The sequence below is a fragment of the Pseudolysinimonas sp. genome, assembly GCF_051954455.1.
Taxonomy (GTDB): Bacteria; Actinomycetota; Actinomycetes; order Actinomycetales; family Microbacteriaceae; genus Pseudolysinimonas.
Map to the genome: position 1 here is coordinate 1 of NZ_JBQCHS010000022.1, position 11,715 is coordinate 11,715.

11 protein-coding genes and 2 rRNA genes are annotated in these 11,715 nt (G+C 72.2%); all 13 read left to right on the top strand.

Features of this window, described 5'->3' with window-relative positions; all coding sequences use genetic code 11:
• Positions 1-403 (top strand): 23S ribosomal RNA (locus ACTHM3_RS10120); the annotation flags it as partial.
• Between the two features lie 126 nt (positions 404-529).
• Positions 530-646 (top strand): 5S ribosomal RNA (rrf, locus tag ACTHM3_RS10125).
• A 552-nt stretch (positions 647-1,198) separates the two neighbouring features.
• Entirely contained in the window at positions 1,199-1,837 is a 639-nt protein-coding gene (locus tag ACTHM3_RS10130; RefSeq protein ID WP_440405973.1) for a hypothetical protein, read from the top strand.
• On the top strand, positions 1,812-2,837 hold the full coding sequence (locus tag ACTHM3_RS10135) for an HAD-IIA family hydrolase (protein ID WP_440405974.1): 1,026 nt from the start codon (positions 1,812-1,814) through the stop codon (positions 2,835-2,837). The genes ACTHM3_RS10130 and ACTHM3_RS10135 overlap by 26 nt, the downstream gene beginning before the upstream one ends.
• Entirely contained in the window at positions 2,834-3,001 is a 168-nt protein-coding gene (locus ACTHM3_RS10140) for a hypothetical protein (RefSeq protein WP_440405975.1), read from the top strand. The genes ACTHM3_RS10135 and ACTHM3_RS10140 overlap by 4 nt, the downstream gene beginning before the upstream one ends.
• 1 nt (position 3,002) lies before the next feature.
• A complete protein-coding gene (locus tag ACTHM3_RS10145) occupies positions 3,003-3,803 on the top strand; it encodes a TlyA family RNA methyltransferase (protein WP_440405976.1) in 801 nt (266 codons plus the stop codon).
• A gap of 28 nt (positions 3,804-3,831) precedes the next feature.
• Positions 3,832-4,806: an NAD kinase gene (locus ACTHM3_RS10150; RefSeq protein WP_440405977.1), complete on the top strand. Its 975-nt coding sequence runs from the start codon at positions 3,832-3,834 to the stop codon at positions 4,804-4,806.
• Positions 4,803-6,512: a DNA repair protein RecN gene (gene recN / locus ACTHM3_RS10155; protein WP_440405978.1), complete on the top strand. Its 1,710-nt coding sequence runs from the start codon at positions 4,803-4,805 to the stop codon at positions 6,510-6,512. Before ACTHM3_RS10150 ends, recN begins: the two co-directional genes overlap by 4 nt.
• A 76-nt stretch (positions 6,513-6,588) precedes the next feature.
• Positions 6,589-8,349, top strand: a complete 1,761-nt coding sequence (locus ACTHM3_RS10160; RefSeq protein ID WP_440405979.1) for a CTP synthase — start codon at positions 6,589-6,591, stop codon at positions 8,347-8,349.
• A gap of 2 nt (positions 8,350-8,351) precedes the next feature.
• Positions 8,352-8,951: an NUDIX domain-containing protein gene (locus ACTHM3_RS10165; protein ID WP_440405980.1), complete on the top strand. Its 600-nt coding sequence runs from the start codon at positions 8,352-8,354 to the stop codon at positions 8,949-8,951.
• Entirely contained in the window at positions 8,932-9,861 is a 930-nt protein-coding gene (gene xerD, locus ACTHM3_RS10170) for a site-specific tyrosine recombinase XerD (protein WP_440405981.1), read from the top strand. The genes ACTHM3_RS10165 and xerD overlap by 20 nt, the downstream gene beginning before the upstream one ends.
• 134 nt (positions 9,862-9,995) lie before the next feature.
• Positions 9,996-10,883: a ParA family protein gene (locus ACTHM3_RS10175; RefSeq protein ID WP_440405982.1), complete on the top strand. Its 888-nt coding sequence runs from the start codon at positions 9,996-9,998 to the stop codon at positions 10,881-10,883.
• A 4-nt stretch (positions 10,884-10,887) separates the two neighbouring features.
• The gene (locus tag ACTHM3_RS10180; protein ID WP_440405983.1) at positions 10,888-11,715 is read left to right on the top strand and encodes a segregation and condensation protein A; all 828 of its coding nucleotides are present in this window, start codon (positions 10,888-10,890) and stop codon (positions 11,713-11,715) included.

An 11,715-nucleotide genomic window follows, 5' to 3' on the forward strand; every position in this document is an offset into this window, starting at 1 on the left:
CGATGTCGGCTCGTCGCATCCTGGGGCTGGAGTAGGTCCCAAGGGTTGGGCTGTTCGCCCATTAAAGCGGTACGCGAGCTGGGTTTAGAACGTCGTGAGACAGTTCGGTCCCTATCCGCTGCGCGCGTAGGAAATTTGAGAAGATCTGTCCTTAGTACGAGAGGACCGGGACGGACGAACCTCTGGTGTGTCAGTTGTTCCGCCAGGAGCACCGCTGATTAGCTACGTTCGGAACGGATAACCGCTGAAAGCATCTAAGCGGGAAGCCGGCTTCAAGATGAGATTTCCATCCCTTCGGGGGAGAGGCTCCCAGCCAGACGACTGGGTTGATAGGCCGGATGTGGAAGTGGGGACTAACGACCCACGCAGCTGACCGGTACTAATAAGCCGACAACTTGATAACACCAGTTATCCTGGTGCTCGCGTCCACTTTGTGGTTCCCGATATACGGTCGGGAACTGCGCTTCGAGAGAAGCCAGAAGACTCGTCGCCCGAGAGGGCGAGGAGGACCAACACATATCAATAGTGTTTCGGCGGCCATAGCGAAGGGGAAACGCCCGGTTACATTCCGAACCCGGAAGCTAAGACCTTCTGCGCCGATGGTACTGCAGGGGTGACCCTGTGGGAGAGTAGGACACCGCCGGACTTCTTTCAGAGGAGGCCACCCATCGCTGGGTGGCCTTTTCTGTTTAACCATTCGAAAGGCAGTGCGATGGCAGACGAGCGGCCGCGACGCGGCGACGGATCGGGTAGATCGGATCGTGGAAGCGGTGGCCGCGGTGGTCCATCGCGTTCCGGGTCCGGTGGCGGTCGATCCGGCGGGGGCCCTCGATCGAGCGGCGGTGCGCGGTCCGGTGACGGCGCCGGCTCCGGGGGGGACAGGTCCGGCGGCACCGCCGGCGTCGGCGGACGTGGTTCCACCGGCGGCGGACGCAGTCCCCGTGAGGGCGACCGGCCCTTCCGCGGCGGGGACCGCGCGGGGCGCGGAGGCGCGGGCGGTCGACCGTCCGGTGACAGGCCGTTCGCTCGGCGCGCCGATGATCGGCCGCGCTCGGACCGGCCGCGCGACGATCGCGATACCGGTTCCGACCGTCCGCGGCACGACGACCCGGCGATCCCGGAGGACGTCGTCCCGGCGCAGCTCGACCGCGCGGCGCGCGCCGAACTGAAGTCGCTCACCAAGGAGAACGCCGACTTCGTGGCGCGCCACCTCGTCATGGCAGGTCGGCTGATCGACTCCGACCCCGCGACCGCGCACCTCCACGCGCTGGCGGCCGCGCGGCGCGGCGGCCGGATCGCCGTGGTCCGCGAGACCGTCGGGATCACGGCCTATGCGACCGAGGACTTCGCTCTCGCGCTGCGGGAGCTGCGCACCTACCGCCGGATCTCCGGGCGTGACGACGAGCTCCCGCTCATGGTCGACAGCGAGCGCGGAGTCGGCCGCCCTGACAAGGCGCTGGAGCTGGGGCGCAGCGTGCCGCGCGACTCCCTGGAGCCGGCGGTGCAGGTCGCGCTCGCGATCGCGATGTCCGGGGCCCGCCTCGACCTCGGGCAGCCGCAGGCCGCTCTCGAAGAACTGCACATCCCGCAGCTCGATCCCGAGCGCGCATACGCATGGAGCCCCGCACTCTTCGACGCGTACGCGACCGTGCTCTCGGACCTCGGTCGCGAGGCCGAGGCCGAGGAATGGTGGGAACGGTCCGACCGCGCGACGGCCGCGCTCGAGCGCGCCGCGAATCCCGAGGACGACGACGTGGTCGAGGTGATCGAGGAGGAGCCGGACGAGACCGGGACTCCGAGCGAGGACGCCGATGGCGCTCCGGGCGCGGAGGGCTGAGGCCGCGACGCCGCTCGACGGCGTCGACCTGCTGCTCTTCGACCTGGACGGCGTGGTCTACGCCGGTGCGGATCCGATCCCGCACGCCGTCGACAGCATCAACCACGCCCAGGAATCGGTCCGGGTCGCGTACCTCACCAACAACGCGTCGCGGACCGATGCCGCGGTCGCCGAGCAGCTGAACGGGTTCGGTCTGCGCGTCCGCCCCGACGACATCGTCACGTCGCCGCAGGCGGCGGTCGTGCTCCTCGCGGAGCGGGTTCCCGCCGGCGCGACCGTGCTGGTCGTCGGCGGCGAGGGGCTCACGAGCGAGGTCGAGAAAGCGGGCTTCACGGTCACGCGGTCCGCCGAGGACGCGCCGGCCGCCGTGATCCAGGGGTTCCATCCGTCGGTCGGGTGGACCGAGCTCGCGGAGGCGAGCTTCGCGTTGCGGCCGCATCCGGAGCTCCCGTGGATCGCCACCAACACCGACTGGACGATCCCGCAGGCCCGCGGCATCGCCCCGGGCAACGGCACGCTCGTGTCGGCGGTGCACACCGCCGTGGGCCGACTTCCCGTGGTCGCCGGCAAGCCCGAGCGCGCGATCTTCGACGCGGCGGTCGCGCGGTTCGGCGGTTCCCGTCCGCTGTTCGTCGGCGATCGGCTCGACACCGACATCGTCGGCGCCAACCGAGCCGGACAGGCGTCGGCGCTCGTGCTCACCGGGATCGACGGCGCGAAGCAGGTGCTCGCCGCCGACGCCGATTCGCGTCCGCGCTTCCTGCTCGCCGACCTCCGCGACCTGTTCGCGCCCTACCCCGAGCCGGTGTCGGAGGAGCGTCGCGGCGTCACGCGCGTCATCTCCGGGCGCGCGGTCGTGACGGTGACGGACGGCGCGGTCCGGCTGGAGCGCTCGGGGAAGCCGATCGAGATCCTGCGCGCCGCGTCCGCCGCGATCTGGCGGACCGGCACGCCGATCTACGCGCTCGACGTCGCGCCCGAGCTATATTCCTCGTCGTGAGCGACTTCCCGACCTCCGACTCCGTCGACGGAGCGCGCGACGGCCTGCTGCCCCGGCTGCAGGTGATCGAGGACCAGCCGCTCGAGACCCGCGCCGAGGCGCTCGCGCACCTGCACGACGAGCTCCGCGCCCGGCTCGAGTCCGGCGACGCCCCGCGCGGCTGACGTGCCGGCGGAGGGGTCGCGCCTCGACGCGGAGCTGGTCCGCCGAGGGATCGCCCGGTCACGGACGCAGGCGTCGCAGGCGATCGCCGAGGGGCGTGTCACGGTCGACGGCGTGCAGGTCGTCAAGCCGTCGTCGCGGGTTGCGCCCGACGCGGATCTCGCGCTGACGGGCGACGACGGCTACGTGGGCCGCGCCGCGCACAAGCTGATCGCCGCGCTCGACGCGTTCGACGTCGATCCGGCCGGCCGCTTCGCGCTCGACATCGGCGCGAGCACGGGCGGGTTCACGCAGGTGCTGCTGGAGCGCGGGGCGCGACGGGTGCTCGCGCTCGACGTCGGCCACGGTCAGCTGGCCGAGCCGGTGCGCTCCGACCCGCGGGTCGTGGTCGTCGAGGGCGAGAACGCCCGGACGCTGACCGCGGCGGCGGTCGCGGACTGGAGCGATGAGCCGGAGCCGGCCGACCTGGTCGTCGCCGACCTCTCGTTCATCCCGCTCGCGACGGTGCTGCCGGCGCTCGTCGCCTCGGCATCGGCGGACGCGGACTTCGTGCTGCTCATCAAGCCGCAGTTCGAGGTCGGCCGCGGCGGCGTGCGGGAGGGGATCGTGCGGGATCGCGCCCTGCGACGGGATGCGGTGACCGCGGTGCTGTGGGCGGCGCACGATCTCGGCCTCCGCACGGCGGGCCTCGTCCCCTCCCCAATCCTGGGCGGCGCCGGTAATCACGAGTACCTGGTCCGATTCAGCGCGGCGGTGGGAGCCGATCCGTCAGAATGGAGGAGCACGGTATCGGCCCTCGCCTGACGCCGCCGAACCCAGGAGGAGACCCCGGATGACCGATGCGCGTCACCTGCTGGTGGTCGCCCACACCGGTCGCGACGACTCGCTGCAGGCGGGCCTGGCCGTCTGCCGCCAGCTCATCGCGGCGGGTCTCGTGCCGGTGGTCTCGGCCGACGAGTACGACGATCTGCTCCGCGCGGCACCCGACCTGGCTCCGCTCGCGGTGCTCGGCGACGACGTGCCGACGGCGGACCTGGAGCTGGTGATCGTCCTCGGCGGCGACGGCACGATCCTGCGGGCGGCCGAGCTCGCGCGCGGCGCCTCGGCACCGCTTCTCGGCGTCAACCTCGGACACGTCGGCTTCCTCGCGGAGGCCGAGCGCGGCGAGCTGGAGCAGACCGTCGAGCGCGCGCTGGCCCGCGACTACGAGGTCGAGGAGCGGATGACGCTCTCGGTCCGCGTGAAGCTCCGCGGCGAGGTGGTCTACGAGACGTGGGCGCTCAACGAGGCCTCGGTCGAGAAGGCGAACCGTGAGCGCTCGCTCGAGGTCGTCGTCGAGGTCGACGGCCGACCCCTGTCGAGCTTCGGCTGCGACGGGGTCGTGATGTCGACCCCGACCGGGTCGACGGCGTATTCGTTCTCCGGCGGCGGCCCCATCGTGTGGCCGAGCGTCGACGCCCTGCTCATGGTGCCGCTCTCGGCGCATGCGCTGTTCGCGCGCCCGCTCGTCGTGGGGCCGGAGTCGTCGCTCGCGGTCGAGCTGCTGCCGCGGTCCTCGGCCTCGGGGGTCCTCTGGGCCGACGGCCGCCGCACCTTCGAGCTGCCGTCCGCGGCGCGGGTCGTGGTCCGCCGGTCGCCGGTGCCCGTCCGCCTCGCGCGGCTGGCGCATGGGCCGTTCACCGACCGGCTCGTCAACAAGTTCGCGCTGCCGGTGACCGGCTGGCGCGGTCCCGGCGGCGAGACGCTCGCGACCGGCGCGATCCCGCTCATGCCGCAGCCGGGTCCTGGCACGGAGGCGCCGCGGTGATCGAGGAGATCGTCATTCGCGATCTCGGCGTCATCGGCGGCGCCCGCCTGCCGCTCGGGCCGGGCTTCACGGCGCTGACCGGGGAGACCGGTGCCGGCAAGACGATGGTCGTGACCGCCCTCGGCCTCCTGCTCGGCGAGCGGTCGGACTCCGGGATCGTCCGCACCGGCAGTGACCGCGCCGTGGTCGAGGGGCACTGGGTGGTCGACGCGCACGGCCCGGTCGCCGAGCGCGTGCGCGACGCGGGCGGCGACGTCGACGACGGCGGCGCTGGGCGCGCCGAGCTCATCCTCACCCGCGAGGTGTCGTCCGAGGGGCGCAGTCGTGCGACGGTCGGCGGCCGCTCCGCTCCCGTCGGGGTGCTCGGCGAACTGGGGGAGCACCTCGTCGTCGTCCACGGCCAGTCCGAGCAGCTGCGGCTGAAGTCCGCGACCGCTCAGCGCGAGGCGCTCGACCGGTTCGCGGGTGCGGAGCTCGCGACGGTGCTCGGCGACTACCGCGACGTGTTCCAGCGCTGGCAGACGGCGCAGTCCGAGCTCGACGTGCTCGTCGCGGAGCGCGACCGCCGTGCGCGCGAGGCGGAGGAGCTGCGCGTCGCGATGGAGGAGATCGAGCAGGCAGCGCCCCAGCCCGGCGAGGACGACGAGCTCGCCGAACGGGCCGAGCGCCTGACCAACCTCGAGGACCTCCGACTCGCGGCGACGGAGGCGCAGGAGCGGATCTCGTCCCAGCAGCTCGAGGGCGCTCCCGATGCGCTCGGCATGGTGGAGGGCGCGCGGCACGCCATCGATCGCGTCGCGGGGCACGACACCGCGCTCGCGCCGGTCGTCGAAGCGCTCGCGTCGGCGTCGATCGCCCTGAGCGAGGCGTCGGCGCAGCTGTCGCACTACCTCGGCGGACTCGACGCCGACGGCGGCCGCGAGCTCGAGGCGATCCAGGAGCGGCGGGCGGCGCTGGCCTCCCTCGTGCGCCGCTACGGGCCGACCCTCGATGACGTCATCGCCTATCTCGCGACCGGCAGCAGCCGACTGCTCGAGCTCGACGGCGACGCGGACCGCATCGCCGAGCTCGAGGTCGAGGTCGAGGCGGACGCCGCCCGGGTCGACGAGCTCGCGCAGCGGCTCACGTCGATCCGGCGAGACGCGGCCGAGCGCCTGGGCGCCGCCGTCACCACCGAGCTCGGCTCGCTCGCCATGCCCGACGCCCGCCTCGTCATCGAGGTGGAGGAGCGGGAGCTGACCCTCACCGGCCGCGACCAGGTCGCGATCCTGCTGCAGCCGCACACGGGCGCCGAACCGCGACCGGTCGCGCGCGGCGCCTCCGGCGGCGAGCTCTCCCGGGTCATGCTCGCGATCGAGGTCGTGCTCGCGAGCAGCGACCCCGTGCCGACGTTCGTCTTCGACGAGGTCGACGCCGGCGTCGGCGGCGCCTCGGCGACCGAGATCGGGCGGCGACTGGCGAAGCTGGCCGAGACCTCGCAGGTCATCGTGGTCACCCACCTGGCCCAGGTGGCCGCGTTCTCGAACAACCACCTCGTCGTCGAGAAGGGCAGCGACGGCGCCGTGACGGCGTCGAGCATCCGGCTCGTGCACGCCGACGACCGCGCGCTCGAGATGGCGCGGCTGCTCTCCGGATCGCCCGACTCGGCGCACGCCCTCGCGCACGCCCGCGAGCTGCTGGAGCAGGCGCACGGGCGCTGGGAGTAAGCGGCCGACTCCCGCGCGCGACGCGCACGCGCGTGTCCCGGTGCGGACCCCGATCATCGAGATAGGCTGAAACCCCGTGGTGGTCAATACGGGTCCGGTCCTTACCAAGCACATCTTCGTCACCGGAGGTGTCGTCTCGTCGCTCGGCAAGGGGCTCACCGCCGCGAGTCTCGGCAACCTCCTCACCGCCCGCGGTCTGCACGTGGTCATGCAGAAGCTCGACCCGTACCTCAACGTCGACCCGGGGACGATGAACCCGTTCCAGCACGGCGAGGTGTTCGTCACCGACGACGGCGCCGAGACCGACCTCGACATCGGCCACTACGAGCGCTTCCTCGACATCGACCTCGACCAGGCCGCCAACGTCACAACCGGGCAGATCTACTCCCGCGTCATCCAGCGCGAGCGCCGCGGCGAGTACCTCGGCGACACCGTGCAGGTGATCCCGCACATCACGGACGAGATCAAGCGCCGGATGCGCCTCCAGGCGGAGCCGCCGGCCGACGGCGGTCCGGTTCCGGACGTCATCATCACCGAGATCGGCGGCACGGTCGGCGACATCGAGTCGCAGCCGTTCATCGAGTCGGCGCGCCAGGTGCGGCACGAGCTCGGTCGCAACAACGTCTTCTTCGTGCACGTGTCGCTCGTGCCCTACATGGGCGCGTCGGGGGAGCAGAAGACCAAGCCGACGCAGCACTCCGTGGCGGCCCTGCGGTCCATCGGCATCCAGCCGGACGCGCTCGTGCTGCGCTCCGACCGGCCGGTCAGCGAGGGCAACAAGCGCAAGATCGCGCTCATGTGCGACGTCGACGAGCGCGCCGTCGTCAACGCGGTCGACGTGCCGTCGATCTACGACATCCCCACGATGCTCAACGACCAGGGCCTCGACGCCTACATCATCGAGCAGCTGCGGCTGGACGAGAAGGCCGGCGAGGTCGCGTGGGACGGCTGGCGCGACCTCCTCACCGCGGTGCACGAGCCGAAGCACGAGGTCACGATCGCGCTCGTCGGCAAGTACATCGACCTGCCGGACGCCTACCTCTCCGTCACCGAGGCCCTGAAGGCCGGCGGCTTCGCGCAGGAGACGAAGGTCGCCATCCGCTGGGTGCCCTCCGACTCGTGCGAGACGCCCGAGGGGGCGCAGAAGCAGCTCGGCGAGGTCGACGCGATCTGCGTGCCGGGCGGGTTCGGCGTGCGCGGCATCGAGGGCAAGCTCGGCGCGCTGCGGTTCGCCCGCGAGAACGGGATCCCGACCCTCGGGCTCTGCCTCGGCCTGCAGTGCATGGTCATCGAGTACTCGCGCGACGTGGTCGGGCTCGCGGGGGCGTCCAGCTCCGAGTTCGACCCCGACACAGAGTTCCCGGTGATCGCGACGATGGCGGAGCAGGTGGACATCATCGCGGGCGGCGACCTGGGCGGCACCATGCGCCTCGGGCTGTACCCCGCGAAGCTCCAGGACGGGTCGATCGTCGCGGAGGTGTACGGCTCGACCGAGGTGGCCGAGCGCCACCGCCACCGCTACGAGGTCAACAACCACTACCGCGACCGCATCGCCGACGCGGGGCTCGTCTTCTCCGGCGTCTCGCCCGACCGCTCGCTCGTCGAGTACGTCGAGCTGCCGCGCGAGGTGCACCCGTACTACGTCGGCACGCAGGCGCACCCGGAGCTCCGCTCCCGCCCGAATCGCGCGCATCCGCTGTTCCAGGGGCTGGTCGCCGCGGCCCTCGACCGGCAGAACGCGACCCGCCTGTTCGAGGTGCAGGAGCCGGGCGAGCGCCCCGCCGAGATGGCCCCCGCCACCGAGGCGATCGCCGTCGTCGGGTCCGTGGAGGCGTGAGCGTGACCGACGACGCCCGTCGCGCGCTCGAGAGCGGCCCCCTCGCCGACCTGCGCGATCCGGCGCCGGTGCTCGAGCACGAGACGGTCTTCGAGGGAAAGGTCTGGGACATCGTCCGCGATCGGGTGCGCTTCGGCGACGGCGAGATCGTGCGCGAGTACATGCAGCACACCGGCGCCGTCGCGATCCTCGCGATCGACGACGACGACCGCGTGCTGCTCATCAACCAGTACCGGCAGCCGATCGGGATCCGCGAGTGGGAGATCCCGGCCGGTCTCCTCGACGTGGAGGGCGAGGAGCCGCTCGTCGCCGCGAAGCGCGAGCTCGCCGAGGAGGCCGACCTCGAGGCGGACGAGTGGAGCGAGCCGATCAGCTTCCACACCTCGCCGGGCGGCAGCGACGAGGTGCTGTACGTGTACGAGGCGCGCGGGCTGCGTGCCACGCCCGCCTTCGACCGCACCGACGAGGAGGCCGAGATCGTGCTCCGCTGGGCTCCGCTCGACGAGGTCGTCGCCGGTGTGCTCGAGGGGCGGCTCCACAACGGCACCATGATGGTCGCGGTGCTCTCCGCGGCGGCGCGGCGTGGCCGAGCTGCGGCGTGAGCTGGAGCGCTACCTCCGGCACGTCGCCATCGAGCGCGGGCGCTCGACGCACACGGTCGCGGCCTACCGCCGGGATCTGACCGCCTTCCTCGCGACGGCCGAGCGCGCGGGCGTCACGGGGCCGGCCGGGCTGACGTCGGAGCTCGTCCAGGAGCACGCCCGGTCGCTGCGCTCGGGCGAACGCCCGCAGGCGGCGTCGTCGGTGGCGCGCGCCCTGTCGTCGATCCGCGGGTTCACGCGGTTCCTGCTCGAGGAGGGCGTCCTCGAGTCGGATCCGGCCGCCGAGGTGGCGGCGCCGAAGCTCCCGTCCCGCCTGCCGAAGGCGCTCACCATCGAGCAGGTGCAGGCGCTCCTCGACGCGACCGAGGGCGACGAGCCGGCCCGGCTCCGGGACCGCGCGCTGCTCGAGCTGCTCTACGCGACGGGCGCGCGCGTGTCGGAGGCCGTCGCGCTCAATGTCGACGACCTGCTCGGCGAGGACGGCACCGTCGACGTGGTGCGCCTGTTCGGCAAGGGCGGCAAGCAGCGGATCGTGCCGGTCGGCTCCTACGCGCGTGCGGCGCTCGACGCCTACCTGGTGCGCGGCCGGCCGCTGCTGTCGGCGCGGGGGCGCGCGACGCCGGCCCTCTTCCTCGGGGTCCGCGGCGCGCGGCTCTCGCGGCAGAACGCGTGGCTGATCATCCGGGCGGCGGGGGAGCGGGCCCACCTCGGCGTGGAGCTGTCGCCGCACAGCATGCGGCACTCGTTCGCGACCCACCTGCTGCAGGGCGGCGCCGACGTGCGCGTCGTCCAGGAGCTGCTCGGGCACGCGAGCGTCGCGACGACCCAGATCTACACGAGGGTCACCGCCGATGCGCTCCGCGACGTGTACGTCACGGCGCATCCCCGCGCCCGCGCGGGCTCCGCATGAAGAGGAGGCCATTTCTGGCCTCCTCGCGGCCCCAGCGCCGACGCCCGTCCCGGGCGGCGGTCCACCCAACCTTCAACCTGTACTTGACGCGCGCCGTCCGGGCCGGATAAAGGGCCCGATTTAGACTCGGGGCCATGTCGGTGCAGCAGGAGAACATCACCGAGCTGCCGGGCCTCGCGACCCCGGGGCTCGGCCCCACGGGACGCCCCAAGCGGGAGTTCCCGCTCCCGCCGGTGCTGAAGTCCCACGGTCCGGCGCGGATCATCACCCTCTGCAATCAGAAGGGCGGCGTCGGCAAGACGACGACCACCATCAACCTCGGGGCGAGCCTCGCCGAGTACGGCCGCAAGGTCCTCGCGATCGACTTCGATCCGCAGGGTGCGCTCAGCGCGGGTCTGGGCGTGCCGTCGCACGACCGGACCACGATCTACGACCTGCTGATCGGCTCCGCGAAGGACGTGTCCGAGGCGATCGTCGAGACGAAGACGCCGGGGCTCGACGTCATCCCGGCCAACATCGACCTCTCGGCGGCCGAAGTCCACCTCGTCAACGAGGTCGCGCGCGAGCAGATCCTGGCGCGCGTGCTGCGCCAGGTGTCGGACCGCTACGACGTGATCCTCATCGACTGCCAGCCGTCGCTCGGCCTCCTCACCGTCAACGCGCTCACCGCCGCGCACGGCGTGCTCATCCCGCTCGAGTGCGAGTACTTCGCGCTCCGCGGCGTCGCGCTGCTCGTCGAGACGATCGAGAAGGTGCGCGACCGGCTGAACCCGGCGATCAAGCTCGACGGGATCCTCGCGACGATGTACGACTCGCGCACCCTGCACTCGCGCGAGGTGCTGGAGCGCGTGGTCGACGCGTTCGGCGACGACGTGCTCGAGACCGTGATCTCGCGCACCGTGAAGTTCCCGGACGCCTCGGTCGCCGCCTCACCCGTCACGAGCTTCGCGCCCGAGCACCCGGCGGCCCAGAACTACCGCCAGCTCGCCCGCGAGCTGGTCGCACGCGGCGCCGTCGCGTAGCGCCGTGGCCCCCCGGAGCTCCGGAGCCCTGCTCGACGCGGACGACACCGCCCCCGGCTTCTCGCTCGCGCTCGACAACTTCACGGGACCCTTCGACCTCCTCCTCTCGCTCATCGCGAAGCGAGAGATGGACATCACCGAGGTGGCGCTGAGCGCGGTCACCGACGAGTTCCTCTCCTACCTGCGCGGGCTCGACTCCGCGGAGGAGCTCGACCGGGCGAGCGAGTTCCTCGTCGTCGCGGCCACCCTCCTCGACCTCAAGGTCGCCGGGCTGCTGCCGCAGGGCGAGCTCGTCGACGAGGGCGACGTCGCGCTGCTCGAGGCGCGCGATCTGCTGTTCGCGCGGCTGCTGCAGTACCGCGCGTTCAAGGAGGCGGCCTCCTGGTTCTCGGAGGGTCTCGAGCGCGAGTCGACGCGGCACGCGCGCGTCGTGCGGCTCGAGGACCGCTTCCGCGAGCGGACCCCGGAGCTCGTCTGGACGCTCACCGTCGACGACTTCGCGGCGCTCGCCGCGCTCGCGTTCGCGCCGCGGGAGATCCCGACCGTCGGGCTCGACCACCTGCACGCGCCGCTCGTCAGCATCCGCGAGCAGGCGGCGCAGGTCGTGACGCTGCTGCGGCGGGGCGAGCCGGTGACGTTCCGGCAGCTGATCGCCGGGATCGACCAGAAGGGCGTCGTCGTCGCCCGGTTCCTCGCGGTGCTGGAGCTGCTGCGGCACGCGGCGATCTCGTTCGAGCAGCTGGAGCCGCTCGGCGACCTGACCCTCAAGTGGACCGCGGCGCAGTGGAGCGACGAGAACCTCGCCGCGCTGGGGGCCGACTACGATGCCTGA